The sequence below is a fragment of the Corallococcus sp. CA054B genome, assembly GCF_003611625.1.
GTDB lineage: Bacteria > Myxococcota > Myxococcia > Myxococcales > Myxococcaceae > Corallococcus > Corallococcus coralloides.
This window is the reverse complement of record NZ_RAVY01000120.1, coordinates 1-24,942: the sequence shown is the minus strand read 5'-3', so window position 1 is coordinate 24,942 and position 24,942 is coordinate 1. Positions and strand designations below refer to the sequence as shown.

At 70.0% G+C, this 24,942-nt stretch carries 24 protein-coding genes; 6 read left to right on the top strand and 18 right to left on the bottom strand.

Annotation, left to right across the window (positions count from 1 at the left end):
- Positions 1–24: 24 nt before the first annotated feature.
- Positions 25–570 (bottom strand): helix-turn-helix domain-containing protein, encoded by a 546-nt coding sequence (locus D7V80_RS25980; protein ID WP_120590721.1) that lies wholly within the window; start codon positions 568–570, stop codon positions 25–27.
- Positions 571–808: 238 nt separating this feature from the next.
- Here D7V80_RS25980 and D7V80_RS25970 point away from each other — a divergent pair, with 238 nt between their 5' ends.
- The gene (locus D7V80_RS25970) at positions 809–1,936 is read left to right on the top strand and encodes an NAD(P)/FAD-dependent oxidoreductase (RefSeq protein WP_233585724.1); all 1,128 of its coding nucleotides are present in this window, start codon (positions 809–811) and stop codon (positions 1,934–1,936) included.
- Positions 1,937–1,946: 10 nt separating this feature from the next.
- Here the strand turns inward: D7V80_RS25970 and rsmG are convergent, their stop codons facing one another.
- The 6 genes from rsmG to D7V80_RS25940 all read right to left on the bottom strand — a co-directional run bounded on the left by rsmG (position 1,947) and on the right by D7V80_RS25940 (position 9,719).
- Entirely contained in the window at positions 1,947–2,600 is a 654-nt protein-coding gene (rsmG, locus tag D7V80_RS25965) for a 16S rRNA (guanine(527)-N(7))-methyltransferase RsmG (protein ID WP_120590719.1), read from the bottom strand.
- Between the two features lie 76 nt (positions 2,601–2,676).
- Positions 2,677–4,518: a tRNA uridine-5-carboxymethylaminomethyl(34) synthesis enzyme MnmG gene (gene mnmG, locus D7V80_RS25960; protein ID WP_120590718.1), complete on the bottom strand. Its 1,842-nt coding sequence runs from the start codon at positions 4,516–4,518 to the stop codon at positions 2,677–2,679.
- 486 nt (positions 4,519–5,004) lie between these two features.
- Positions 5,005–5,559 carry a hypothetical protein gene (locus D7V80_RS25955; protein WP_147447216.1) on the bottom strand — a complete coding sequence of 185 codons (555 nt, stop codon included), beginning with the start codon at positions 5,557–5,559 and terminating at the stop codon, positions 5,005–5,007.
- A 118-nt stretch (positions 5,560–5,677) separates the two neighbouring features.
- Complete coding sequence (locus D7V80_RS25950) at positions 5,678–6,355, bottom strand: glutathione S-transferase family protein (protein ID WP_120590716.1); 678 nt, start codon at positions 6,353–6,355, stop codon at positions 5,678–5,680.
- A gap of 36 nt (positions 6,356–6,391) precedes the next feature.
- A complete protein-coding gene (locus tag D7V80_RS25945) occupies positions 6,392–6,853 on the bottom strand; it encodes a macro domain-containing protein (RefSeq protein ID WP_120590715.1) in 462 nt (153 codons plus the stop codon).
- A gap of 40 nt (positions 6,854–6,893) precedes the next feature.
- Complete coding sequence (locus tag D7V80_RS25940; protein ID WP_199738854.1) at positions 6,894–9,719, bottom strand: pitrilysin family protein; 2,826 nt, start codon at positions 9,717–9,719, stop codon at positions 6,894–6,896.
- 230 nt (positions 9,720–9,949) lie between these two features.
- On the opposite strand from D7V80_RS25940, the gene D7V80_RS25935 reads away from it, so the two are divergent.
- Positions 9,950–10,381, top strand: a complete 432-nt coding sequence (locus D7V80_RS25935; protein ID WP_120590713.1) for a hypothetical protein — start codon at positions 9,950–9,952, stop codon at positions 10,379–10,381.
- Position 10,382: 1 nt separating this feature from the next.
- On the opposite strand, the gene D7V80_RS25930 is transcribed toward D7V80_RS25935, so the two are convergent.
- Positions 10,383–11,369, bottom strand: a complete 987-nt coding sequence (locus D7V80_RS25930) for an aldo/keto reductase (protein ID WP_120590712.1) — start codon at positions 11,367–11,369, stop codon at positions 10,383–10,385.
- 266 nt (positions 11,370–11,635) lie between these two features.
- Here D7V80_RS25930 and sppA point away from each other — a divergent pair, with 266 nt between their 5' ends.
- A complete protein-coding gene (sppA, locus tag D7V80_RS25925) occupies positions 11,636–13,432 on the top strand; it encodes a signal peptide peptidase SppA (protein ID WP_120590711.1) in 1,797 nt (598 codons plus the stop codon).
- 3 nt (positions 13,433–13,435) lie between these two features.
- Here sppA and D7V80_RS25920 read toward each other — a convergent pair whose 3' ends face one another.
- Entirely contained in the window at positions 13,436–13,945 is a 510-nt protein-coding gene (locus D7V80_RS25920) for a cysteine dioxygenase family protein (RefSeq protein ID WP_233585722.1), read from the bottom strand.
- A gap of 380 nt (positions 13,946–14,325) precedes the next feature.
- Between D7V80_RS25920 and D7V80_RS25915 the strand changes: the two genes are divergently transcribed.
- Entirely contained in the window at positions 14,326–15,330 is a 1,005-nt protein-coding gene (locus D7V80_RS25915) for a general secretion pathway protein GspE (RefSeq protein WP_120590709.1), read from the top strand.
- A gap of 7 nt (positions 15,331–15,337) precedes the next feature.
- Here the strand turns inward: D7V80_RS25915 and D7V80_RS25910 are convergent, their stop codons facing one another.
- The 9 genes from D7V80_RS25910 to rpmH all read right to left on the bottom strand — a co-directional run bounded on the left by D7V80_RS25910 (position 15,338) and on the right by rpmH (position 22,633).
- On the bottom strand, positions 15,338–15,946 hold the full coding sequence (locus D7V80_RS25910) for a Uma2 family endonuclease (RefSeq protein ID WP_120590708.1): 609 nt from the start codon (positions 15,944–15,946) through the stop codon (positions 15,338–15,340).
- Positions 15,947–16,023: 77 nt separating this feature from the next.
- Positions 16,024–17,379: a tRNA uridine-5-carboxymethylaminomethyl(34) synthesis GTPase MnmE gene (gene mnmE / locus D7V80_RS25905; protein WP_120590707.1), complete on the bottom strand. Its 1,356-nt coding sequence runs from the start codon at positions 17,377–17,379 to the stop codon at positions 16,024–16,026.
- Between the two features lie 48 nt (positions 17,380–17,427).
- On the bottom strand, positions 17,428–18,816 hold the full coding sequence (locus tag D7V80_RS43705; RefSeq protein ID WP_199738853.1) for a collagen-like protein: 1,389 nt from the start codon (positions 18,814–18,816) through the stop codon (positions 17,428–17,430).
- A gap of 88 nt (positions 18,817–18,904) precedes the next feature.
- Positions 18,905–19,132, bottom strand: coding sequence for a hypothetical protein (locus D7V80_RS25890; RefSeq protein ID WP_014400867.1), 228 nt, complete (start codon positions 19,130–19,132; stop codon positions 18,905–18,907).
- A 46-nt stretch (positions 19,133–19,178) separates the two neighbouring features.
- The gene (locus D7V80_RS25885; protein ID WP_120590705.1) at positions 19,179–19,961 is read right to left on the bottom strand and encodes a hypothetical protein; all 783 of its coding nucleotides are present in this window, start codon (positions 19,959–19,961) and stop codon (positions 19,179–19,181) included.
- Entirely contained in the window at positions 19,958–21,778 is a 1,821-nt protein-coding gene (yidC, locus tag D7V80_RS25880; RefSeq protein ID WP_120590704.1) for a membrane protein insertase YidC, read from the bottom strand. Before yidC ends, D7V80_RS25885 begins: the two co-directional genes overlap by 4 nt.
- A 52-nt stretch (positions 21,779–21,830) precedes the next feature.
- On the bottom strand, positions 21,831–22,049 hold the full coding sequence (gene yidD, locus D7V80_RS25875; RefSeq protein ID WP_120526631.1) for a membrane protein insertion efficiency factor YidD: 219 nt from the start codon (positions 22,047–22,049) through the stop codon (positions 21,831–21,833).
- Complete coding sequence (rnpA, locus tag D7V80_RS25870; RefSeq protein WP_014400871.1) at positions 22,046–22,465, bottom strand: ribonuclease P protein component; 420 nt, start codon at positions 22,463–22,465, stop codon at positions 22,046–22,048. Before rnpA ends, yidD begins: the two co-directional genes overlap by 4 nt.
- A 15-nt stretch (positions 22,466–22,480) precedes the next feature.
- Complete coding sequence (gene rpmH / locus D7V80_RS25865) at positions 22,481–22,633, bottom strand: 50S ribosomal protein L34 (RefSeq protein ID WP_014400872.1); 153 nt, start codon at positions 22,631–22,633, stop codon at positions 22,481–22,483.
- Between the two features lie 661 nt (positions 22,634–23,294).
- On the opposite strand from rpmH, the gene D7V80_RS25860 reads away from it, so the two are divergent.
- Both D7V80_RS25860 and D7V80_RS43050 read left to right on the top strand, forming a co-directional pair.
- Entirely contained in the window at positions 23,295–24,533 is a 1,239-nt protein-coding gene (locus D7V80_RS25860) for a transposase (RefSeq protein WP_120590703.1), read from the top strand.
- A gap of 167 nt (positions 24,534–24,700) precedes the next feature.
- On the top strand, positions 24,701–24,942 hold a 242-nt coding region (locus tag D7V80_RS43050), incomplete at its 3' end, for a hypothetical protein (protein WP_233585721.1).

Below are 24,942 nucleotides of genomic sequence, written 5' to 3'. Positions count from 1 at the left end.
GATCAGCCCGCGGATGCGCAGGTGCTACGTCCGCGGGAACAGCGCCCGCGTGCGCTCCAGGTGGGGACCGGGATGCGGCGCATAGAAGGACACGCGCAGCTCCCGTCCATCGGGTTCCGAGTACGTGAGCGTGACGTTCTCGAACTCGATGGGCCCCAGCTCCGGGAGGATGAGCACCTTCAACAGGGATGGGGTCTCCACCACGTCGTGCTCATGCCAGAGGCGCGCGAACTCCGGGCTCGCGGCCTGGAGCTTCTCCGCCAGCGCGAAGAGGTGCAGCCGTTCCGTCGGCGTCAGGCGGAGCGCGACCACCAGGCGCTCCAGCAGTGGTTCGGAGACGTGGATGTCCCTCCCCTGCTCCAGCCACGTGTACCAACTGACGCCCACGTCAGCGAGCCGCGCCAGTTCCTCGCGGCGAAGGCCCGGCGTACGACGCCGCGAACCCGCGGGAAGTCCCACGTCCTCCGGACGCAATCGCTCACGGCGGCTGCGAAGGAAGTGCGCGAGCTCGACGCGCCCGGAGCTGCGGGAGGTGTCCGTCACGCGGCGGCGCGTTACCGCGTGAGGCATCGGCACCGTGGGTTCCACGCGTCGCCTGCGAACGCTCGTGAGGCGCCCTCCCCTCCCGACGTATGGGCTCGCGCTGGACCACGCCGTCGCGCTCCATGCGTGACAACAGCTCCGCCATCGCCGGCTGCTCCACCCGCGCCCACTTCACCTCGACTGAGTGTCCCAACCCCGGGAGCCCTTTGGGTTGCATGGGGCCTCATCCCAATTTACATAGCAGGCTATGAATATCACAAAGACAGTGGGAATCATCGGGGGTGGTCCGGGCGGGCTGACGTTGGCGCGGATCCTGGAGACACGGGGCATCGCGGCCACGGTGTTCGAGCTGGATGCGCACCCGCTCGCCCGTCCCCAGGGAGGTTCGCTGGACCTGCACGGCGACTCCGGGCTGCGCGCGCTTCGCGAGGCCGGACTGGAGGCGGAGTTCAAGGCCGTTGCCCGGTACGACGACCAGGGCGACGCCATCTATGACGCGCAGGGGACGCTCCACTTCCAGCACAACGAGGCGAGCGACGGCGACCGGCCAGAGATTGACCGCACTCAGCTGCGCTCACTGCTGCTGGACAGCCTCCCCGCGGAACGGATCCGCTGGGGAAGCAAGGTGTCCGCCGTGGAGCCACTCTCTGACGGGCGTTACCGCGTCGTGAGCCCGGCGGGCACGCTCGGCGAGTTCGACCTGGTGGTCGGCGCGGATGGTGCGTGGTCGCGGATCCGCCCGCTCGTGTCCTCGGCGACGCCAGCCTTCACGGGCGTGCTCTTCATCGAGCTGCAAATCGACGACGTGGACACGCGGCATCCGGAGGTCGCGAAGCTGCTCCCGTGCGGGAAGATCTCCGTCGTTGGAAACAACCAGGGCCTCATCGCCCAGCGCAGCAGCCACGGCCACGTGCGCGCGTACTTCATGTTCCGGGTGTCCGAGGCACAGCTCCAGCAGGGGCTCGTGGACACGTCCTCCCCTCCTCGCGCTCGAGAGCAGCTCAAGGCGCTGCTCCCGGGGTGGGCTCCGTCCCTGCTCACGTTCATCGACGCGTGCAACGACACCATCGTCGCGCGCCCCATCGTCGCGCTGCCCGTGGGCCACCGGTGGACGCACCGGCCGGGCGTGACGCTGCTTGGGGACGCGGCCCACGTCATGCCGCCCTTCTCCGGCGAGGGCGTGAACATGGCGATGCTCGATGGGCTGGAGCTGGGGCTCGCTCTCGCGGCGGATGCCGACTGGAGCCGGGCCGTGAAGGGCTACGAGGCGGCCATGTTCGAGCGGGCCGCCTCCGCCGCCGCGGGCGCCATGCAGGGACTCGACTTCGTCTCCGAGCACGCGCTCGAGCACGTGCTGGAGCACTTCCGGGAGCTCCAGCAGGCCGGAGCCTGACCGCCCTCCCCTACTGCTTCGCGAACACCGCGACCTGACGCTCGGCACCGGAGAACGGGAGCCGGTACGACCGGGCGGACACCACGCGCAGGTTGCGCTCGGCCGCGCGCGCCTGGAGCTCCGCGTCCGTCTGCTGCTTGCCCAGCATCGCCACCACGCGTCCGCCCTCTTCGACATACGCGGGCGCCAGGTTCAGCCAGTCCGGCAGGTCCATGAACGCTCGCGCGATGAGCACCTGCGCGCGCGGAATCCCCTCCGTCTCCGGCTTCCCTTCCGCCCGAGCATGCAGCCCGCGCACGCCGACGAGGCCCAGGCTGGCGGCGGCGGCCTTGATGAACGCGATCTTCTTGCCGACCGTGTCCACCAGCGTCACGCCCATCTCCGGCAGCTCCAGCTTGAGCGGCAGTCCGGGGAAGCCCGCGCCCGCGCCCAGGTCCAGCAGCGACGTCGCGCCCCTCACCTCCGGCAGCACCGCCAGCGAGTCCAGGAAGTGCTTCTCCAGCACCTCCTCCGGCGCGGTGATGGCCGTGAGGTTCACCTTCGCGTTCCACTTCAGGAGCTCCGCCATCAGCCGCTGGAGCTTGGGGCCCACGTCCGGCCCCACGGTGATTCCCAACGCACTGCATCCGGATGCCAGCTGATCTGCGAACCGCGCGTTATCCACAACACCTCCACCCCGAAGGGCCCTTCAAGTCCTTGGAATCACTCAGGAGAATTTCATCCCCAGAAATATCCACACGTTATCCACAGCCCTGTTCCTGATCACTTGACGGCCCCTGCCCCCGCTTGAGCGCGACCAGGAGCAGGGACACCGCGGCGGGCGTCAGGCCCGGAATCCGCCGGGCCTGCCCCACCGTCCCGGGCCGGTGCGCGGACAACTTCTCCACCGCCTCCGTACCCAGACCCCGCACGTCCGTGAAGCGGAACGTGTCCGGGATGCGCCAGCGGTCGGACGCCTCCGCCTCGCGCGCCGCGGCCCGGGCGGCCTGGGCGATGTAGCCCTCGTACTTCACCTCCACCTCCACCTCCTCCGCGACGTCGGGGGTGAGGGCCGGGAAGTCCTCGCGCTCTTGAGCCAGCTGCGCGTACGTCACCTCCGGGCGCTTGAGTCGCAGGGCCAGGCCGGTGCGCTTGAGCCGCGCGACCTCCGCCGTCACCGCGTGGGCTCGAGCCTCCGCGCGCTCCAAGGCCTCCTTTGGCAACAGCCCCACGCGATGCCCGTGCCGCGCGAGCCGCAGGTCCGCGTTGCCCTCGCGCAGCTTGAGCCGGTGTTCGGAGCGGCTGGTGAACATGCGGAACGGTTCATCCACGCCCTTCGTCACCAGGTCATCCACGAGCACCGCGCCGTGCGCCTCATCGCGGCCCACGACGAGCGCCGGTTCGCCCTTCACCTGGAGCGCCGCCTGGATGCCGGCCCACAGGCCCTGGAAGGCGGCCTCCTCGTAGCCGGAGGTGCCGTTGAGCTGGCCCGCGAAGAACAGGCCCGCGACGGCCTTCGTCTCCAGCGTGGGGTGCAGCTGCGTGGGGGGCGCGTAGTCGTACTCCACCGCGTAGCCGTAGCGGACCACCTCCACGCGGGACAGGCCCGGGATGGTGCGCAGGAACTCCAGCTGCACGTCCGCGGGCATGCTGGTGGACAGGCCCGCCGGGTACACCAGCGGCGACGTGGGCCCCTCCGGTTCGAGGAACACCTGGTGCCGTTCGCGAGCGGCGAAGCGCACCACCTTGTCCTCCAGCGACGGGCAGTACCGGGGCCCTCGGCCCACGATGTCTCCCTGGAACAGCGGCGAGCGGTGCAGGTTGTCGCGCAGCAGCCGGTGCGTCGCCTCCGACGTCGCGGTGAGGCCGCACATCACGGAGGGCTGGCGCGGGAACGGCAGGCCCTGCTCCACCTGCGTGCGCCAGGACAACGGCCGCACGCCCACGTCTCCCGGCTGCGGCGTGACGGCATCCCAGTCGATGCTGTCCCGGGACAGGCGCGCGGGCGTGCCCGTCTTGAAGCGGCCCAGCGTGAAGCCGAGCGAATGCAGCGACTCCGACAGGCCGCGCGCGGCTTCGTCTCCCAGCCGGCCACCGACCTCCTTCTGCTCGCCCACGTGCATCAGCGCGCGAAGGAAGGTGCCGGTGGTGAGGAGCACCGCGCGGGCCACCACCTGCGTGCCGTCCCCCAGCACCACGCCCTTCACCCTCCCCTCTTCCGCGACGACGGCGGCCACTTCGCCCTCGCGCACGGTGAGGTTGGGTTGGGTGAAGAGCACGGCCTGCATGCCGGCGGCGTAGGCGTCGCGGTCGCAGAGGACGCGCGTGGCCTGCACGGCGGGGCCCTTGGAGGGATTGAGGATTTTGACGTGCGTGCCCGCGAGGTCCGCCGCGCGGCCCATCTGTCCGCCGAGCGCATCCAGCTCGCGCACCAGGTGGCCCTTGGCGGTGCCGCCCACGGCGGGGTTGCAGCTCATCACGGCGGCGCGCTCGCGCTTGAGCGTCACGCCCAGGGTGGACAGGCCCATGCGCGCGCACGCGAGCGCCGCCTCGCAGCCCGCGTGGCCCAGCCCCACCACGACGATGTCGTATCGGAGTTCCATCGCGTCCCGGGGGGTATCACGCCCCGGCGCGTCCGTGGCAAGCCGACCCTGGGGACACCGTCCACCCGGCTGGCTCCTCCCCTACCTGGGACGTGGCCCAAACACAGACATGGCCCGGCCAAGTTTGGGAGCACGCGAGGCGGGCAGTGGGAGGGGTAACAACGCCGCCCGCCTCGCGCGCACCAGTCATCGTGGATCCGTCAAGGACGCGCCTGACACACCGGTGGCGTCTCTGGCCCTTCGACGGCGATGGCATCCATGGAACCTTGCCCGCACGAGTCCCCCGGCCTCTCGTGCCTTCACATGGCGTCGCACACACGGGGGCCGGAAAGCTGCCCATGCGGTGAGGGCGCATGGGGGGCTCTCGGACTCGAACCAGCGAGGCCGGCGGACCCTCCGTGTGCGCGACGGGGAAGGGTATAGCGGGGGGGTCTGACATTCCCGGTTCCGGGCCCCGTTCCAGAGAGGGTCCGGAACCGCGCGGCGTCAGCGGGTGGGGAGGGGATTCGACCGGCTGGGGCAGTGCACGTTCTCCGGGCAGCGCCCGTCGGACTTCGGGATGCACGCGCCGCAGCACTCCATCTCGTCCGGGCGGCACGCCGGCACGCACGCGCCGCACTCCAACACGCCGCCGCAGCCGTCGTCCGCGGTGCCGCACTTCAGCCCCAGCGAGGCGCACGTCGCGCGCTGGCAGACGCAGCGGTCGTTCACGCAGGACTCATTGGGTTTGCACCCAGGGGTGCAGGTGCTGATGGGCCCCGTGGGCTCCTTCTTCGGCTCGGCGGGCACGGGCGGGGCCACGCAGCGGCCGTCGGTGCACGTGCCGGCCTGACAGTCGCCGCAGTCGATGAAGCCGCCACACCCGTCCGGCGTCCGGCCACAGGCCACCATCGCCTGCGAGCACGTGGCCGGCGCGCAGCCATCCAGCGCCACGTTGTCCCGCGACGCGCGCACGGAGCCACCGCTCGGCGTGCACGCGCCCCACAGTCCCAATGCCAGACACAGTCCGGCCCACCGGCCCAGGCTCCGCACCACTTCCATGTCATCCACTCCCCGGGCTCCCGGTCCGGGAGCCTTGAACGGCCCCATCATGCGCACGCCCGGGACGGATGTCCGGATGTTCAGAGCCATGCGACGGGGCAGGGGAGGGGAGGGCGCCTCAGCGCTGGATGAGCCCGCGAGCGCTCTCGATGCGCTGCGCGGCGGTCCGCGCGTCCTCCTGCTTGCGCGGCGTGGGCACATCCAGTCCGCGCTGCGCCGCGGGCCGGTTCTCGATAGCGGCCAGCCACCGCTGCACGCCCGGCAGCCCGTCCAGGGACACGCCCGCCCACTCGTGCGAGCGCACCCACGCCCAGTTCGCGATGTCCGCGATGCTGTAGTCCCCGGCCAGGTACTCGTGGTCCTTCAGCCGGCTCTCCAGCACCGTGTACAGGCGGCGCGTCTCGTTCTGGTACCGGTCGATGGCGGGCTGGAGCTTCTCCGGGAAGTAGCGGAAGAAGACGTTGGCCTGCCCCTGCATGGGGCCCACGCCGCCCATCTGGAACATCAGCCACTGGATGACTCGCGAGCGGCCCTTCGCATCCGAGGGCATCAGCTTGCCCGTCTTCTCCGCCAGGTAGATGAGGATGGCACCGGACTCGAAGACGGCGAAGTCGCCCTCCGCGCGGTCCACGATGGCGGGGATGCGGCCATTGGGGTTGATGGCCAGGAACGCGGGCTGCTTCTGCACGCCCGTGGAGATGTCCAGCGCGTGCACGGTGTACGGCAGCGCCAGCTCCTCCAGCGCCACGGAGACCTTGAAGCCGTTCGGCGTGCCCCACGTGTACAGGTCGATCATGTCACCCTCGCTTCGCGTGTGAAGAGGTGCGCTCGTCTAACGGCGGAAGCGCACCACGCGCACGTCGAAATCGGGGGCGTCCCCCAGGGCCTCGCGCATCAGCTCCAGCGCGCGGTCCTCGTCGAAGCTGCCAGAGCCCGCGCCGATGATGGGGAACGCCAGGGAGCGGAAGCCCTGCTCCTTCGCGCGCTCCAGCGCGTTTCGCACCGAGTCCTGGATGGACCGCGCGGACGCGCGCCAGAGCATGTTGATGCCCGCGACGTGGATGATGCCCTTGAAGGGCAGGCGCCCCGGCCCGGTCACCACCGCCGAGCCCAGCGGCATGGGCCCCACGCGCGCGACCTCACGGAATGGCGCCGTGCCACCCCGGCGCTTGATGGCCCCGGACACCCCCTGGGGCAAGAGCAACCACCAGGGGATGATGTTCCGGTTCCACGCGTTGACGATGGCGTCCACCGGCTGGTCCAGCAGGTCGCCTTCCACCAGTTGCACGGGCATGGGCGGACTCTAGCGCCCATGCCCAATGACAGACACGGCCTTACGGAGCCGCTGTCGCCTTGGCCGGAGCCGGCGCCTGCTGCTTGGAGGCGTTCGCGAAGTCACCCGCGCGCACGAAGGTCGCCTTGCTGAAGTCCACGTGCTTGGACAGGGCCTTCCGCACGTCCTCGGGGGTCAGCTTCTGGAGCTTCGCCTCCACGGCCGCGTCGAACGCGAGCGTGCGCCCCAGATACAGGCCGCCCACCAGCTGCTGCGCGAGATTGCTGTCCTGCGCGCGAGCGGACTGGCGGTACTCCAGGAGGCCCGCGCGCGCCTTGTCCAGCTCCTGCGGCGTGAAGCCCTTCTGCACGGCGCGGGTGACCTCGTCGCGCATGGCGGCCTCCAGCTTCTGGGCGTTCTGCGGCGCGTAGATGGCGTACGTGAGGAACCAGCCCACCGAGTCCAGCTCCTCGGCGGACACGCTGCTGCCCACGCCATAGGACAGGCCGTCCTGCTGGCGCACGCGCGTGGCCAGCCGCGAGTTGAGGAAGCCGCCGCCCAGCATGAAGTTGCCCATCATCACGCCGGGCCAGTCCGCGTCGTCGTCGCGCAGCTGGAGCAGCTGGCCCGCGAGGAAGTACGCATTGGCCTTGTCCGGCGTCTCCAGCACCACGGACTTCGAGGCCACGGCCTGGAACGTGCGAGGCACGCGCGCGTAGGGGGCAGGGCTCTTCCAGCCGTCGAGCAGGGTGCCCACGAGCGAGGTGATCTCCTTCGCGTCGAAGTCACCCACCACCGCGAGCTCCCCGCGCGAGGCGCCGTAGAACTGGCGGTGGAAGTCGCGCGCCTGCTCCAGCGTGACGGCCTTCGCGTCGGCCAGGCGCTCGTCCAGCGAGGAGATGTAGTACGGGTGGCCCTTGGGGTAGTGCCCGCTCAGCACGCGCCAGAACGCGATGCTGCCCTGGGGCTGCGGCTCGCTGCGCTGCGACTCCAGCGACGCCAGCCGCTCCTGCTTGAGGAGCGCGAACTCCTTCGCGTCGAAGGCGGGCTCGCGCAGCACCTCGGCCACCAGCTTGAGGACCTCCGGGAGGCTCGAGCGCGGGCACTCGATGGAGACGCTGGCGCCCATCGCGCCGCCGTCCACGCCCACGCGGGCCTTGAGCTTGTCGAGCGCGTCGTAGAGCTGCTGGCGGGTGTGCTTCTTCGTGCCGCGCATCAGCATGCCGCCGGCGTAGGAGGCGGCGGGCAGCTTGCCGTTCAAGGCCTCCGCGGTGCCCCAGCGCAGATCCAGCGCCAGGTTGACCATCTCCCCGCGCGTCTTCTTGGGGAGCAGCGCGTACTTCACGCCGTTGGCCAGCTCGCCGCGCTGCACGCGCGACTCGATGTTGGCGGGGGAGGGGTCGAAGGCCTCGCCCTGGGCGACGGCGGCCTTGCCCTGGTAGCCGTCCACCATCTTCGCCACGTCCACCGGGGACGGCAGCTCCGAGCGGTCCGGCTTGGGCGTGGGCACGAAGGTGCCCAGGGTGCGGTTGGAGCTCTTGAGGTACGCGGCGGCCACGCGGGTGACGTCCGCGGGCGTGACGGCCTCGATGCGGTCGCGGTGCAGGAAGAGCAGGCGCCAGTCGCCCACGGCGGCCCACTCGGACAGGAGGATGGCGGCGCGCTCGGAGTCGTTGATCAAGAGCTCCGTCTGCTTCGCGAGGGCCGTCTTCGCGCGGCTCACCTCCTCGTCGGTGAAGGGCGTGCGGGAGGCCTCCTCCACGGTCTTGATCAGCGCTTCACGCACGGGAGGCAGGGGCTGATCCTGGCGGGCCTCGGCCCTGAAGGCGATGACGCCCGGGTCGCGCAGCTGGAAGTTGAACGCGCTCGCGCGCGAGGCCTTCTTCGTCTCCACGAGCGCCTTGTAGAGGCGGCCGGAAGGCACGTCGCCCAGCACCTGGGTGAGCACGTCGATGGCGGCGAAGTCGGGGTGGGCGCCCTCGGGCACGTGGTAGACGCTGGAGAGCAGCTGGTTGTCGCCCACGCGGCGCAGCGTGATTTCGCGCTCACCGTCCTGGGTGGGCTCCTGGGTGTACGTGAGGGGCACCGGATCCGCGGGCTTCTGGAGCTTGCCGAAGGTGGACTGCACGAGCGACAGGGCCTTCTCCGGCTGGAAGCGGCCGGCGATGACGAGCGTCGCGTTGTCGGGGCGGTAGTAGCGCCGGTAGAAGGCCTGGAGCCGGTCGATGGGTACGTTCTCCAGGTCCGCCTTCGCGCCGATGGTGGCCTTGCCGTAGTTGTGCCAGCGGTACGCGGCGCTCATGGTGCGCTTGAAGAGGATGCCGCGCGGGTCGTTCTCGCCGGACTCGAACTCGTTGCGGACCACGGTCATCTCGCTGTCGAGGTCCTTCTTCGCGATGAAGCTGTTGACCATGCGGTCCGCCTCGAAGGCGAGCGCCCAGGACAGGTTGTCGTCCGACGCGGGCAGGGTCTCGTAGTAGTTGGTGCGGTCCAGCCAGGTGGTGCCGTTGGGACGCGCGCCGCGCTCGGTGAGGGCCTGGGGCACGTTGGGGGTGGTGGGCGTGCCCTTGAACATCAGGTGTTCGAGCAGGTGCGCCATGCCCGTCTCGCCGTAGCCTTCGTGCTTGCTGCCCACGAGGTAGGTGACGTTGACGGTGACGGTAGCCTTGGTGGGGTCCGGGAAGAGCAGGACGCGCAGGCCATTGGGCAGGCGGTATTCGGTGATGCCCTCGACGCTCGCGACAGGGGCCAGGGCGGCCGGTTTCGCCTGGGCGCGCGCGGTCGAGGAGGCAGCAGGCTTCGGAAGGGGAGCTGGGGCACGGGCCCACACGGGCGGGGCCGCCACGAGCAGGACAGCCAGCAGGGCGAGCGGGGTACGACGCGTCATGCGGTTCTCGGGGTGCGAAGGAGTAGGCACGGGACTTCTAACCGCTCCACCGGGTCCTCCCATCCCGAGAAACCCAGGCCCACCGGGCAGGCGTCCACCCAGGGACACCCATGGACCGTCCCAGGTCCTGTCCCGCGCTTCCAACCCCACAGGTCGTCATGTATCCTGGCGCGGATCCGATGTCAGGATGGGTTGGTAGGAGACTCGCGCGTCACCAGGGAGGGAACGGAATGGCGAAGGCGATGGGCGGGGATGTGGTGCTGCAGATGCTGCACGAGTTCCGCGAGATGCAGGAAGAGGCAAAGGAGCAGTACGCGCGAACGGACGCGGCGATTCTGGCGGTCAATCAGGAGACCGCGAGGCTTTCCGCGAACATGCGGGTGCTCTTCAAGCACACGGGGGTGCTCTATGAGCAGGTCGGCTTGCTTCATCAACAAGTCGGCGTGCTCCACGAACAAATCGGAGGGATTCACGAGAACATGGACACCCTCACCACGCGGGTCTCATCGCTAACCCGTGAAGTCGGTGGGCTCAAGAGCACGCACAGCCGGATGCTCGAGCAGACAGGCCGCGCCATCCACATGCTCGCGGAAGTCCAGGCCTCCAACCGCAAGCGCATTGAAGCCCTGGAACAGGCCGTGGGCGGGGCAGGGGAGCACTAACTCAGGCGTAGATGCCCCCAGGCGCCATCGCGGAGCCGGACCCCAGGACCTCCTCCACCTCGCGGACCTCCTCGGACGTCAGCCGGAAGTCCCCCGCCTGGATGAAGCCATCCACCTGCTTCGCACTGCGCGCCCCCACGATGGCGGCGGTGACGGCCGGCCCCCTCAGCGTCCAGGCAAGGGCCACCTCCGCTGGGGAACGCCCATGCCGCGCGCCCACCTCACGCATGCGCTCCACCAGCGACAGGTGATGCGACAGCTTCGGCTCCTGGAAGTCCGCGCTGCCGCGGCGCCAGTCGTCGTCCGGCATCGCCTGGATGCGCTCGCGCGTCATCGCCCCCGTCAGCAGGCCGGACGCCATGGGTGAATACACAACCACCCCAATGCCCTGCGTCTGGCAGTAGGGCATCAGGTCGTCCTCGATGTCGCGGTGGATGAGCGAGTACGGCGGCTGCAACGACGTCACCGGGGCAATGCCCCGCACCCGCTCCAACTGCGAGACATTGAAGTTGGACACACCCAACCAGCGCACCTTGCCCTGCCGTTGCAGCTCCGCCAGCGCCGTCCACCCCTCTTCAAGCTCCGCCCCGGCCTCCACCGGCCAGTGAATCTGATACAAATCAATGGCATCCACCTTCAGCCGGCGCAGGGACGCCTCACACTCCTTGCGCACCGAGTCCGCTTTCAACCGGCGGCTGACCTTGCCCTGGTCATCCCAGACCATCCCGCACTTGGTGAAGACATACGGCCGCTTGTCCCGGCCCTTCAGCGCCCGGGCCACCACCTCCTCGGAGTGCCCCAGCCCATACACCGCCGCCGTGTCGATCCAATTGATGCCCGAATCCAGCGCGCGCCGGATGGCTTCAATGGACTGCGCGTCATCCTGCGCGCCCCAGGCGAACGCCCAGCCGCCCCCTCCAATGGCCCACGCGCCAAACCCCAGCGCCGTGAGCTCCATGTCGGAATTGCCCAACCGTCGCGTCTGCATCCCATGCCTCCCGGGGCCGGAGGCCCCTGGTTCCCCTGGCTCCAGGCTCCAGGCTCCAAGACGGACGGTGTGCACCGCGGCGGCCCTCGCACACGGGCCCGGGTGCCGGCCCGCCCCCCGGCCACCAGGACGGGCGGGCCCTGGCTCCCCGTCCGCCGCCCATCACTGCGATTCACGCAAGCGTCGTCCGACGCGCCCGTTGATGGTAGGCCGCCTGAAGATGGGGGAATGCCCCTCGGGTACTTGGGCACCAGGAGTCCTTCCGGATGAAACGCTTCTTCATTGGCGCGCTGGCCTTCATTGGGGCGCTGTCCATCCTCTTCGTGGTGGGTGTGGTGGGGCTGTTGATGCTCGCGGCATCGAGCAAGCCGGGTGTGCCGTCCAACCTGGTGCTGGAGCTGGACCTGAAGGAGCCGCTGCCGGAGTACACGCTGGACACGTCCCTGGCGGGCGCCTTCGGCGAGGAGCCCACGTCGCTGAGGGACGTGGTGGAAGGCCTGGAGAAGGCCTCCACGGACCCCCGGGTGAAGTCGCTGGTGGTGCGAATCGGGCAGCCGGGCAGCGCGGCGCAGGTGCAGGAGCTGCGGGACGCGGTGAAGGCCTTCCGCGCGTCGGGCAAGCGGGCGGTGGCCTACGCGGACGGCTTCGGTGAAGCGGGCAACGGCACCGGCGCCTACTACCTCGCGAGCGCCTTCGACTCCGTCTACATCCAGCCCTCCGGCGACGTGGGGCTCACCGGCCTGGTGATGGAGACGCCCTTCGCGCGCGACGCCTTCGCGAAGCTCGGCGTGAAGCCGGAGTTCGGCAAGCGCGCCGAGTTCAAGAACGCCGTCAACAGCTTCACCGACGAGTCCTACGGCCCCCACCAGCGCGAGGCCACGGAGGCCTACGGCGGCAGCCTCTTCCAGCAGGTGGTGAAGGGCGTGGCGGAGGGCCGCAAGCTGTCCGAGGACGAGGTGCGCGCGCTCATCGACCGCGCGCCCTTCATGGGACAGGCGGCCGTGGACGCGAAGCTGGTGGACGGGCTGCGCTACCGCGACGAAATCCACGACGAGCTCAAGCAGCAGGCCGGAAAGGGCGCGGAGTTCCTCTACGTGGAGAAGTACCTGGAGCGCGCGGGCCGGCCGCACCAGACGGGCACCAGCATCGCGCTCATCTACGGCGTGGGCGAGGTGCTGCGCGGCAAGAGCCAGTCCAACCCGCTCTCCGGCGGCCAGGTGATGGGCGGCGACACGGTGGCGGCGGCCTTCCGCAAGGCGGTGGAGGACCCGTCCGTGAAGGCCATCATCTTCCGCGTGGACAGCCCGGGCGGCAGCTACTCCGCCAGCGACACCATCCGCCGGGAGGTGCAGCGCGCGCGTGAGGCGGGCAAGCCCGTCATCGTCACCATGGGGACGTACGCGGCCAGCGGCGGCTACTTCGTGGCCATGGCCGGGGACAAGATCGTCGCCCAGCCGGGCACGCTGACGGGGAGCATCGGCGTGTACAACGGCAAGTTCGTCACGTCCGAGCTGTGGGCGAAGCTGGGCGTGAACTTCGACACCATCGCCTTCGGCAAGAACGCCACCTTCGCCAGCTCCGACCAGGAGTTCACCCCCGAGCAGCGCGCGCAGCTGGAGTCCGAGCTGGACACCATCTACCTGGACTTCACCAGCCGCGCCGCCCAGGCACGGAACATGCCGCTGGAGAAGCTCCAGGCGGTCGCGAAGGGGCGCGTGTGGACGGGCGAGGACGCGCTGGAGCGCGGGCTGGTGGACGCGCTCGGCGGCTACCCGAAGGCGCTGGAGCTGGCCCGCGAGGCCGCGAAGCTGGAGAAGGACGCCCCGGTCCGCATCGTCGTCTTCCCGCGCCCCCGGCCCACGGGCCAGGTGCTGTCGGAGCTCTTGGGCAACCACGAGGCGGACAACAGCGATGACGAGGCCACCGGAAGCCACGCCGCCGTGTCGTCCCAGGTGCTGGAGCAGGTGCGGGCCGTGTACCGCGTGGGCGCGAAGCTGGGCCTCACCGGGCAGGGCGCGGAGGGGCGCATGCTGTACGCGCCGCTTCCGGAGGTGCGCTGGTAGCGCTTAGACGTGCAGCGGGATCGGGACGCGGCCCTCGGAGGGCCGCACCGGTCGCCCGAAGATGCTGTGGTAGCGGAGGGTGTGCGACGCGCAGCGGTGACGGCGCGGGTCGAACACGAGACAGTTGGCCACCGGGCCGGCGTAGACGTGCAGCGTGATGCCTGGGGCGTTGCCGGCGATGCTCACGCGGTGGATGGAGGCGCCCGGGTCGCGGAAGTCCACGTGCCCGGCGCCCACCGGCCCCATGCGCACCGGCTGCCCCAGCCGCGCCAGGCCGGGCTGCGTTCCGCCCTCCAGCAGCGGGTAGTTCTCCAGGAGGAACTCGCCGCGCTGGATGCTGAACCAGCACTCCTGACCGTCATGGTCATGGATGGGCGAGGCCACGCCCGGGGACCAGCAGTTGATGATGATTTCCATTCCCTCGTCGCGGTGGACGAGGTTGCGCGTGTAGCGCCCGGGCAGGAAGTGCAGGTAGGGCTTGAGGCTGGAGGGCTCCAGTTGCAGCCCTGCCATCCGCGCGTCCACCCCCGAGAGTCCCCCGGGAGCGGCACGGCGCGCGCGGAGCATCCGCACGAATTCTCTCAGGCACGCGTCAGCCATGCGTACAGGCTAGGAACGTCTGCGACATCCGGCCACCCTCGGGTCTGCCAATGAACGTCCGCTTTGTCGTCCCCCCCTCAAGGATCGGAGCGGGGTTCGTTGAAGGACGTGAAACCACCGTGACCAAGGGAAAAGCATACTGAATTCCCAGCCAGTCTTGGAATTCGGGGCCCACCTGCGCCGCATTCTCTCCGGTTGCGTTGTAATTTTACAACCTCCTGACATAGAGGGGAGGGGATGGTGGGCAGGTCGCCCCGGCCGGAGCACGGAGGGGGGCCGGAGGAGAACGAGCGATGAAGAAGCGTCTGGGGGACATCCTGCTCGCGCGGGGTGTGGTGGATGCATTGCAGCTGCAGTCGGCACTGGCGTACCAGCGCAAGTGGGGCGTGGCGTTGGGCCAGGTGGTGGTGGACCAGCGCTTCTGCACGGCGGAGGCGGTGCTCTCCGCGCTGGCGGCCCAGTCCGGCGTGGAGGCGGTGGATCTGGACGCCTGTCCGCTGGACGCGTCGCTCTCCAGGCTGATTCCGTGCAAGGTGGCGGAGGCGCACCGCGTGGTGCCGCTGCGGCTGGAAGGGCAGGGGGCGCGGGAGGTGCTGGTGGTGGCCCTGGCCGCGCCGGCGAGCCTGGCCACGCTGGACGTGGTGAAGAGCGTGTCCGGCAAGGCGCGGGTGGTGCCCCGGCTGGCCACGGACGCGGCGCTGGGACGGGCCATCGGGCGGCTGTACCGGGGTGAGCCGGCGACGCCGCAGCGCCGTCCCGGGATGGAGAGCTTCTCCCTGCCGGAGTGGGACGAGTCGATGCCCCTGGTGGTGGGCTCGTCCCTGACGGAGCTGACGGACCTGCCGGCGCCGGACCCCGTGCGGCAGGAGGACAGCGCGAGCCTTCCCATGCTGGCGCCCCTGGAGCCCTGGGCACCGGTGCAGGCGGCGCCGAAGCCGCGCGTGACGGTGCGCGAGCAGGTGCTCGTGTACGGCTGGGGCGCGGACGCGGCGGCGGGCCTGGTGCAGGTGCTGGGCGGGGCGGGCTTCACGGTGAAGGTGGCGAGCACGGCGGACGTGTGCGCCGCGACCGAGGCGCAGGTGGTGGTGGCGCCGCTGCCCGCGATGGAGGTGCTGGCGCAGCGGCTGCGCGCGCAGGTGCTGGTGGCGGGCAAGGCGCCGGAGCGGGACCTGCCTCGCGCGCAGGCCGTGCATGCGCGGGGCTTCGTGGCGGCGCCGGTGGATCCAGACCTGCTGCTGCGCTCCGTGCGGCGGCTGTCGCGCGCCTCCGAGGAAGCGCGCCTCAAGCACGCGAGCTGAAGCGGCGTCAGGGCACCGCGACGAGCCGGGGCATCTCCTCCGGCGCGTCGGGGAGCCACAGCGAGCCCAGCTCCAGCGAGACGGACGTGAAGGGCTCGGCGCGCACCAGGGCATCGTCCTCGTGGCTCGCGGTGAGGAGCCAGCCGCGCTTGAGGCGCTGGTAGACCTCCAGCGTGCGCGCGACGGGGTCCACCAGCCAGACGTAGGACACGCCGGCCCGCGCATACAGGGGCAGCTTGCGGGCCCGGTCCAGCGCGGTGGTGGCGGGAGTGAGGACCTCGCAGACCCAATCCGGCACCAGGGTGAAGAAGGCGGCGCCGGGCTCCGGCGGGGCGGCCACGCGCTCACGGCGCCAGCCGGCCAGGTCGGGCACGAGGATGTCCTCGCCCAGGTGCAGCTCCGGCGCGCGCAAGAAGCACCAGCGGCCGTTGCCGCCACGGCGCGGATCCAGCCGCTCTCCCAGCTCCACGCCCATCATGAAGGCCGCGCGAGCGGGCGCCACGGAGAGGCGGGGCGAGGCCACCAGCTCGCCATCGAGGATTTCCCCGACCCAGCCCGACGGCAGCGCCGAGAGCAGGGAGTGGGAGGTGGGTTGAAGCTGCTGGAGTGCCGTCATGAATCCTCGGGGAGCGCCGGTGAACGCGAGGCATTCTAGGGAGGGGTCTGACATGCGGACCGCCACCCGCGAAGGCACTACTTCCCGATGCAGAAACGCTGGAAGAGGGTGTCCAGAAGCGCTTCGGAAACGCTCGTTCCGGACACTTCGCCCAGGGCCTCCAGCGCGAGCCCCACCTCGCCGGAGAGGACCTCCAGGGTGGACACGCGTGACGCGGCTTCGGCGCGGCCCAGCGCCTCGGCGGTGCGACGCAGGGCATCCGCGTGACGCTCGGAGACGAGCGCTACCGCGGAGGGCGTACCACCGCCCCAGAGCCGCGTGAGCACGGAGGTCCGGAGCGCCTCCACGCCTTCGCCCGTGAGGCCGCTGACGCGCGGCGGGGCAGGGGAGGGGAGGGTGGCGGCCACCGTGTCTTGAGCCTCTGGCATGACGTCGCACTTGCCGATGACGGCGAGCACGGGCGTGGCGCCGGCATCGCGCGTCCACGACGCGGCCTCTTCGCGCGACGTCTCCGGAGGCAGCACCAGCACGGCCAGGTCCACGGCCGCGAGCAGCTCCCGCGTGCGCGCGATGCCCAGCGCCTCCACGCGTCCGGGAGCCTCGCGCAGGCCGGCGGTGTCGTAGAGGGTGACGCCCAGGCCGTCCCACTCGACGCGGGCCTCCAGCGCGTCGCGGGTGGTGCCGGGCTCGTCATCCACCAGCGCGCGGGCTTCACCCACCAGCCGGTTGAACAGCGTGGACTTGCCCGCGTTCACCGGGCCGTACAGCGCCACGCGCGCGCCCTGGCGCACCAGCCGTCCACGGCCCACCTCCGCGCGCAGCGCCTCCGCGACGGAGCGCAGCGCGGTGACGCGAGGGCCGGCTTCCGCGTCCGCGCCCTCTGCCTCGTCGGGGAAGTTGAGGACGCCTTCCAAATCCGCGTGCAGCTCGCGCAGCGGCGTCTCCAGCGCGCGGATCCGCTCGGCCAACGCGCCGGACAGACCGGCCGCGGCGGCGCGCACGGCCGCCTCCGAATCCGCGGCCACCAGGTCCGCGACCGCCTCCGCGCGGGTCAGGTCGATGCGGCCATTCAGGAACGCGCGCCGGGTGAACTCACCGGGCAGCGCCGGCCGCACCCGTTCATCCTCCAGCGCCCGTGCGAGCAACAGCCGCAAGAGGCGCGGACTGCCATGCGCCTGGAGCTCCACCACGTCCTCGCCGGTGAAGGACCGGGGCGCCTGGAAGTAGAGGAACAACCCCTCATCCAGCACCGCGCCCGCGGCGTCCACGAACGACGCCAGGTACGCATGGCGCGGCGTGGGAGACACCGGAACACCGGGCGCGAGCCTCCGGCCCACATCCAGCGCGGCCGGCCCGGACAGCCGGAGGATGCCCACCGCCCCCGCGGCGGGCGCGGTGGCGAGGGCGACGATGGTGGCGGAGTCAGACGTCATGACGGGGCAGGGGAGGGGACCTGAGGGCGGTCCCCCACCCGATAATGCTCAGGAGCAGTCGCTGTTCAGCAACTCGGTGTCGTTCGTCGTCATGACACAGGAAGGAAGCGCCTGGGCCTCCGCGGTGAGTCCCTCGGAAAGCGTCGACTGGAGCATCCGCACCCGGGTGTTGCCGGTCACGTAGACGTTCTGCTCGAAGAGCGAGTGATGGATCCGCACGGTGGACTCCGGCTGGGGCGCGGGCGCATCCACGACCATGGCGCGCGCGGACCCCTTCGCTTGGACGTACCGGAACTTCGCGCCCGGGCTGAGCACCGTCACGCCGACGCCGTTCGCAGTGCCCTCGCCGGAGACATCCGACTGTTCGAGGAGCATGGGGCCCGCGGCATACACGCCGTGGCCGCGCGGGCCACCGCTCGCGGTCGCCGTGACACGGCGTGCTTCGACGACTCCGCGTTCGACCAGCAGCCCGAACACGTCTCCGCCCCCCGCCCCACCCCGGCCATCGACTTGGAGGTCCGTCACCTTCAGGGTGCACCCGCTCAGGAACATCCCGCTGACCTGCCCCGTCCCGGAGTTCCCCAGCGCCCGCACCCGGACGAGCCCGTCCGAGGGCAGGTCGTTCACGTTCTCGTACAGCACGGCATGGGTAATGTACTGGCCATTGCGCGCCTCGGCCGCGACGTCGCTCACCATGAACCCGTTGCTCCCGTTCAAGACCGCGATGGATTGAACGCCCCCGCCGGTGTTGCCGACAAAGAGGTCTCGCAGGCCCGCGCCGGTCGCGCCCATCACAGTGCCCCCAGCGTAGGTGGAGGAGACGACGCGGGACACGTGGGTCCCGCTGCCCAGCAGGAACACGCCCCGCTTCAGCGGGAGTCCCGTCGCGCCCAGGTCATACGTCCCCGCCCCGAGCTTCAACACCCAGGTCTCCGAACCATCCGAGGGCACGGCGCTCACCGCTGCCCGCAGCGCGGCACCGGACTCCAGCGCGGTGGCGCCCAGCGGAACCAGCCGGATCCGCGCGGTCGCGAGCACGTCCGCGGCGGAGGGACCCGTGGCACCCGTCGCCCCCGTGTCGCCCTTCTCGCCCGGCTCACCCTTCGGGCCGGTGTCGCCCTTCTCGCCCGGCTCACCCTTGGCGCCCGTGTCGCCCTTCAGGCCGGTGTCGCCCTTCGCGCCAGCGGCACCCGTCGGACCCTGGGGACCGGTCTCGCCCGTCAGACCCTGGGGACCTTGAGGCCCGGTTTCACCCACGGGCCCCTGGATGCCCTGCGCTCCTTGAGGCCCGGTCTCACCCACGGGCCCCTGGATGCCTTGTGGCCCCTGGGGCCCCTGCTCACCCGAGGGCCCGGAGGCCCCCATGTCGCCCGCCTTGCAGGCGGACACGAACAACATCAACGGCAACAGCGCACGACGCACGGACGGAATACCCAAGAATGCAGCCCCCTCTTGATTGAGGCGCGCATTCTCACCTGGGCCGGGTTCGCATCGAAACCTCGCGGCGTCCCAGACCGCCTCACCGCTAGCGAACCCCTTGCGGCGGGGTGGAGCCGCGAGCGGCGCGCTCCACGTCGTCGCGGTGCTCCTCGATGTACTTCTCCACCTCGGCGTCGTCGACCTCCAGGTCGCGCAGCACGCCCGGGTAGACGAAGCGGAACGCCGGAGACTCCTCGTCTCCTCGCAGGCGGAAGCTCATCTTCAGCACCGCCGCGCCGTACAGCTTGTCCTTCAAACCCTTCGCCTTACCCATTCGCTCCTCTCGCGCCCGCCGGTGGCCCCGAAGCGGGCACACCTGCTCAGGCGTCGACGTCGTCTTCGTCGTCGTCCGGCAGCAGGCTCCGCTTGGGCATCGGGGCGGGCTTCGCCGGGGTGAACACCACGCGTCGGTTGCGGCCTTCGCCCTCCGCCGCCACCTTCACTCCACCCACTCCTTCTACTGCCTTCAGGACGCGCGCGCGGTCCTCAGTCTTCATCGCGGCGAACGCATAGAAGCGCCCCAGGCTGGCGGACTTCTCCGCGAGCTTGCGGACGGCCTCCCGGAACACCGGATCCTCTTCGACCTGCAGCGTACGCTCATCCGCCTCCGCGCTCTTCGCGGGGGCCTGCGCGGGCTTCGCGGCCTGCTGCGCCGGCTGCCCACCCCGGGCGTTGCGCTGCTGAGGCTGCGCGGCCGGAGCGGGCGCCGCGGCCCGGGCCGGCTGCTGCGCGGGCGTGGAAGCCACCTGCGCCACCGTCCCAGCCGGAGCGGCGGCCTGCTGCTGCGCCGCCGCGTCACGGCGAGGCCGGGGCTCCGGGTGCGCACCCGCGCCCAGCATCACCCAGCGGCGCTCCACGCCGGGGCGGTGGAGCATCTTGTTGAGCAGGAACTGGAGCGAATCCAGCACCTGGCTGCGCTTGCCCGGCTCCACGCCCGGAGGCGCGCCGGACTCGAAGTGGAGCGCCACGGACAGGCTGCCGTCGGCGGCGTCCTGCAGGTCCAGCCGCGCCGGGAACCCCATCAGCCCGAGGATGTCCGTGAGCAGCTTCTCCACCCGGGGGCGGAAGTCCCCGCCGCCCGCCACCACCTGAGCCCCGCTCACTTGCGTTTGCCTCCCCCGGCGGTGACCACCGCCGGCGTCCCGCCGCCCGTCTGGTTCTTGTTGCGGTCCAGCCACTTGCGCAGGCCCCACTGCTGGCCAATGGAGAGCACGTTGTTCGTGAAGATGTAGAGCGACAGGCCCGCCGGGTACTGGAGCAGCGTGAAGGTGAAGATGATGGGCATCACCCAGGTCATCATCCGCGCCTGCGCCGCGTCCATCATCTGCGGCTGCATCTTCTGCGTGATGATCATCGACACGCCCAGCGCCAGCGGCAGGATGTACGTGGGGTCCTTGTAGGTGAGGTCACGCCAGATGGGGCCGAAGAAGGGCTCGCCGTAGATTTCGAAGCTGTTGCGCAGCGACGTGAACAGGGCGATCCACACCGGCATCTGGATGAGCAGCGGCAGACAGCCGCCCAGGGGGTTCACCTTCGCCTCCTGGTACAGCTTCATGATCTCCATGTTCTGGCGCTCTTTGTCGTCCGCGAACTTCTTGCGGATCTCCTCCATCTTCGGCTGGAGCACCTTCACCGCCTCCATGCTGACCATGGAGCGGTAGGTGAGCGGCAACAGCGCCATCTTCACCACCACGGTGAGCAGGATGATGGCGACGCCCCAGTTGCCCACGATGCCGTGGAAGAACTTCATGACGGCGAGCAGCAGCTTGCAGACCACCGCCCAGATGCCGAAGTCGACCGTGTCCTCCAGCGCCGGGTGGAAGGTGGCGGTGGACAGGCCGGCCACGGCGCGCAGCTCCGTGCCGGGCACGATGCGCAGCAGGTCGGGGTCCTTGGGGCCCGCGTAGCCGCCGAAGCGGAACGTGGCCACCTGACCGGGAGCCACGTTGAGCGGGAAGCCCGCGGACACCTCGCGCGCGGTGGGCGAGGCCACCAGCGTGCAGTGGCCGTTGAGGGCGCCGTCCAGCGGGTAGAGCGCGGACAGGAAGTACTGCTGGTTGATGCCGAAGAAGGAGATGGGCCCCTTCGTCTCCTCGGGCGGCTTGTCGCCCGGGGACAGGTTGTGGAGCTCTTCACCCACCCAGCACGAGGAGCGGCTCAGGTTGCCCACGCCGCCGAAGAAGGACGGCGCGTGCTCGAACTCCGGGTCGATGGCGCGGCCGTAGTGCACCTTGAGCTCGCCCGTCTGCGCCTGGGCGGAGGTGTTGCGCACCTGGAGGGTGTAGGTGAACTCGAAGCCCTCGCGCGGCCACAGCACCGTCTTCGTCACCTCCCACGGACCCTGGCGGCCGGTGAACACCACGCTGCCGCCGTTGTCGGTGGGGCTCTCCTGCACGGCGTAGCGGGTGTTCGCCGCCAGCGGAGAGGTGCCCTCAATCGTCACCGCGAGCGGCAGGGGCTGGCCGGGCACCGGGTGCGCCACGTTCATCTGCGGCGGCGGGGGGATGTCCTTGCCGAAGAGCTTCTCGAAGCCCTCCTTGACGGTGAGCGACTGCTGCTCGCGCATCTTCGTGCCCTGGAGCACGGCGGAGGTGAGGCCGGCGCCCTCCGAGGAGAAGGTGTACTTCACCTCCGGGCGGGCGACCTCCACGGTGCGCGCGGGGGGCGGAGGGGCCTCCGCGTGGGTGCCCGCGTCCTCGCCCGTGGCGCCCGGCGGCGGCACGGCGGCCGTGCCCGGGGCGCCGGCGTCGTTCGTCGCGGCGACCTCCACGCCCGCGTCCGTCCCCTCCGCGCCCGGGGGGGGGCCCTGAGGGGCGAAGAAGAAGGTGTAGGCGGCGGTGGCCGCGAAGGAGAGGGCGAGCGCCAGGAGCAGCCGCTTCTGCGAATCGTTGGACTGGGGCGACAGCGGGTCGTTCGTCATGGAGTTCCCTGTGCCGGCGGCACGGCGCCGGAGGGCGGGCGGAAGCAAACCGTCAGGGGACGGGATCGAATCCACCGGGGTGGAATGGCTGGCAGCGCAGCAGGCGCCAGACGGTGAGGGCGCTGCCCTTCACCCCGCCGTGCTTCTCCAGCGCCTGCATGGCGTAGGTGGAGCACGAGGGATGGAACCGACACGCCTTCGGCAGCAGCGGCCCCAGGAACCGCCGGTAGAAGCGGATGGGCAGGGCGATGACGAAGGCGAGTGGACTCATGGGGCGGGCTCTTTGGGAGGCACGCGCGGTGCCGGAAAGAGCCGTTGCAGCTTACGGGTGACGCCGTCGAACGCACGGGAAACTTGCGCGAAGGAGGCTTCCTTCGCCGAGGAGCGGACGACCAGGACTACGTCGAGACCGGGGGGCCATTGCCCGCGGTGCTTGCGGAACAGCTCGCGGAGCACTCTGCGCAGGCGTGCGCGCACCACCGCGTTGCCCACCTTGCTGGAAACGGTGAGGCCTACGCGGGAGTGCGCCCGGGAATTGCGTTGAACGAGGGCCAGGAGGCAGTCGGACGGAATCTTCTGACCGCCCTCCTGGACTTCAAGAAACTCACGCCGCTGGAGCAGGCGAAAGGCCTTGGGGAAGCGCTCGTCGGTTGCCTGAGGCACCCGCGGCGCCGCTCCCTCGGCCATCGTCCGTGCGTCCAGTTACTTCTTGAACGACGACACCACCAGGCGCTTACGGCCCTTCGCGCGGCGGCGCTTGAGGACATCCCGGCCGGACTTGGTGGCGTTCCGCTTACGGAACCCGTGGGCGCGGTTGCGCCGGATCTTCGACGGCTGGTACGTGCGCTTGGACACAACGACTCCTGAGAGCTGAAGGCTGCGCCTGGAACTTCCGGCGCGACCCGTACATTGGAAAGGGGGCGTCCGTAACCCTATTTCCTGGACAAGTCAATCAAGGATCACCTCGACCTTACCCAAAATACTCTGGCCGGGTGGGACGTCCCCGATCATGTGGGGAAATGGGGCGGAATGCGAGAACCGAGTACCGGAATGATCCATCCGAGGGCTCGGCAAGGATCGCGTTAGGCCACGCTCCACCCCGACCTGGACGGTGGGTGGCCGAATCAAGAGGGGGTCGAAATATTCGCTCGAAATTCGAGCGTAAACGTTGACCACATGAATCTTGGTTCAGGTCTTTGTGCACTACCCGGCGCGTCTTTTCGCCTTTGAGCAGCCCGGAGCATTGCCCACCCCGCAACAGTCGCCACCTTGGCTGCCAGCCCGCGCACATGCCGTGCGTGTGGAGGCGCCAAGGAGGCCTCGAAGAGGAAAGCGACTGGAGAGGAGAGGGAGCGGGCCCGGAAGAGGGGCCACAGCGAAAGGGAGGGGGAACGGGCTGCGCCAACAGCCCGAGCCCCCGGAACAACTGAACGAGGCCAGGTCGGCCGCGCTCATCCTGTCAGGGACGAGTGCAGGGTAGGCACCACCGACCGGCGCGTCCAGTGCCGGGAGGGGTGTGCCTCGGGAGAAGTCCATTGCCGAGCGCTTCGACGCGTACGTGGAGGCGGTGGGTGGGCGGCTGTACCGGCCCAACCGTCGCTTCCTGCGGGACGCCCTTTTCGGCCTGCTGGAGAACCGCAGCTCCCTCCTCTCCAACATCGGCCGGGCCTTGGACGAGCCTCGGAAGCTCATCCACACCGAGAAGCGTCTCTCCCGAGGCCTCGCTTCCAAGCGTTACGACGACGCGGCCGTGGAGACCGACTACCTGAAGTTGGTGGCTCCACTCCTACGAGACGAGCGCTACCCGCGGCCCACCATCGCGGTCGACCTGACGGACATCACCAAGCCGCGGGCCAGGAAGATGCCGTACCTGGCGACGGTGCACGACGGCAGCAAGGGTGAGCTCGGCACCGGTTACGACATCATCTCCGTAGAGGCCGTGGGCGTGCAGGGTCGGCGCATTCCCCTCATGGCCAGGCTCTTCTCGAGCAAGTCGCCGGAGTACAGGAGCCACAGCACCTCCTTCTTGCCGGTGCTGAGTGCTGTGGCCGCGCACGCCCCGAAGGACGCGTTCTGGGCCTTCGACGTCGGCTTCGACAGCCAGAACCTCTTCGACCACTTCAATGCGATGGGCCTGAAGTACGCCGTCCGCCTCAAGTTCCTAGGGAAACGCACCCTCTTCACGCCCCTGGGGAACGCGACGCCGAGCGCATTGGCGGACCTGTGTCCACGAACCCATCGCCACCGGATGCGCCGGGGCAATGGACGCGGAAACCCCATGCTGCAGGTCGGCTGGGTGCCGGACGTCTACCTCCAAAAATACACCGCCAGCAGGAACGTCACGAACACTCCAGGGACGACCCGCTACTCAGTGGTCTTCGCCAGCGGAGGCATCCTCGGCCAACAGCCGCTCGCCATCATCACCAACGAGGACGTCCGCACCGCGGACGATGCAACCCGCATCGTGGACGTCTACCTGGACAGGTGGGGCATCGAGGAGGCCAACCGCTTCGTGAAGCAGGGCTTCGACCTGGAGGATGTCCGAGCCCTCACGTGGACTGGGCTGCGGCGCATGGTGCAGCTCGTCTACCTCGCCTACGGCTTCCTCGCGCTCCTCGTCCACGGCCCACGCGTCCAGGTGGAGCGCCTCGCCGCGACCTTCAAAGCGTTCGGCCCGGTGCCGAAGTACCTCTACTACCGACTCCTGGAAGGCATCGGCCGCGTATTACGCCCGTCCATGGACAGCGGTCCTTGAGGTGCCCGTGTGGCCGGGGGCAGCCTCCTCTTCAATCGTCGTCGCGGTCGCCGCTGAAGCGAACGTCGACGGACCTCTCGTGCTCTTTTCGCTCGGCGACGGTGGGCTTCCGTCGTGGTGAGGTCGGCAGTTCGCCGCCACGAGGGCCAGACCAGTCGAAGCAGGCCATGCAGACCTCTGGGTTCGTGGGGGCCGTCTGCTGCGGCGTCATTTCCCTGCCACAGCGCTCACAGCAAGATTTCGGCAGGCCTACGATCATCAACACCTCCGACCTTCGGATTGAAAAGCAGGAGCACGGTACGGCAGCGGAGGTAGCAGGTGAATTTCCGTTCAGCTCCAAGCGATACCGCGACCGCATTGAATTGCGACGAAGGGCTTTGAGGAGGGAGGAGCATGCAATGCCCCAGAA

Excerpts from the sequence above, each read along its gene's own strand:
- D7V80_RS25980 (WP_120590721.1), bottom strand. The coding sequence starts at position 570 with ATGCCTCACGCGGTAACGCGCCGCCGCGTGACGGACACCTCCCGCAGC.
- mnmG (WP_120590718.1), bottom strand. The coding sequence starts at position 4,518 with ATGGAACTCCGATACGACATCGTCGTGGTGGGGCTGGGCCACGCGGGC.
- D7V80_RS25955 (WP_147447216.1), bottom strand. The coding sequence starts at position 5,559 with ATGGAAGTGGTGCGGAGCCTGGGCCGGTGGGCCGGACTGTGTCTGGCA.
- D7V80_RS25950 (WP_120590716.1), bottom strand. The coding sequence starts at position 6,355 with ATGATCGACCTGTACACGTGGGGCACGCCGAACGGCTTCAAGGTCTCC.
- D7V80_RS25945 (WP_120590715.1), bottom strand. The coding sequence starts at position 6,853 with ATGCCCGTGCAACTGGTGGAAGGCGACCTGCTGGACCAGCCGGTGGAC.
- D7V80_RS25940 (WP_199738854.1), bottom strand. The coding sequence starts at position 9,719 with ATGACGCGTCGTACCCCGCTCGCCCTGCTGGCTGTCCTGCTCGTGGCG.
- D7V80_RS25935 (WP_120590713.1), top strand. The coding sequence starts at position 9,950 with ATGGCGAAGGCGATGGGCGGGGATGTGGTGCTGCAGATGCTGCACGAG.
- D7V80_RS25930 (WP_120590712.1), bottom strand. The coding sequence starts at position 11,369 with ATGCAGACGCGACGGTTGGGCAATTCCGACATGGAGCTCACGGCGCTG.
- sppA (WP_120590711.1), top strand. The coding sequence starts at position 11,636 with ATGAAACGCTTCTTCATTGGCGCGCTGGCCTTCATTGGGGCGCTGTCC.
- D7V80_RS25920 (WP_233585722.1), bottom strand. The coding sequence starts at position 13,945 with ATGGCAGGGCTGCAACTGGAGCCCTCCAGCCTCAAGCCCTACCTGCAC.
- D7V80_RS25915 (WP_120590709.1), top strand. The coding sequence starts at position 14,326 with ATGAAGAAGCGTCTGGGGGACATCCTGCTCGCGCGGGGTGTGGTGGAT.
- D7V80_RS25910 (WP_120590708.1), bottom strand. The coding sequence starts at position 15,946 with ATGACGGCACTCCAGCAGCTTCAACCCACCTCCCACTCCCTGCTCTCG.
- mnmE (WP_120590707.1), bottom strand. The coding sequence starts at position 17,379 with ATGACGTCTGACTCCGCCACCATCGTCGCCCTCGCCACCGCGCCCGCC.
- D7V80_RS25890 (WP_014400867.1), bottom strand. The coding sequence starts at position 19,132 with ATGGGTAAGGCGAAGGGTTTGAAGGACAAGCTGTACGGCGCGGCGGTG.
- yidC (WP_120590704.1), bottom strand. The coding sequence starts at position 21,778 with ATGACGAACGACCCGCTGTCGCCCCAGTCCAACGATTCGCAGAAGCGG.
- yidD (WP_120526631.1), bottom strand. The coding sequence starts at position 22,049 with ATGAGTCCACTCGCCTTCGTCATCGCCCTGCCCATCCGCTTCTACCGG.
- rnpA (WP_014400871.1), bottom strand. The coding sequence starts at position 22,465 with ATGGCCGAGGGAGCGGCGCCGCGGGTGCCTCAGGCAACCGACGAGCGC.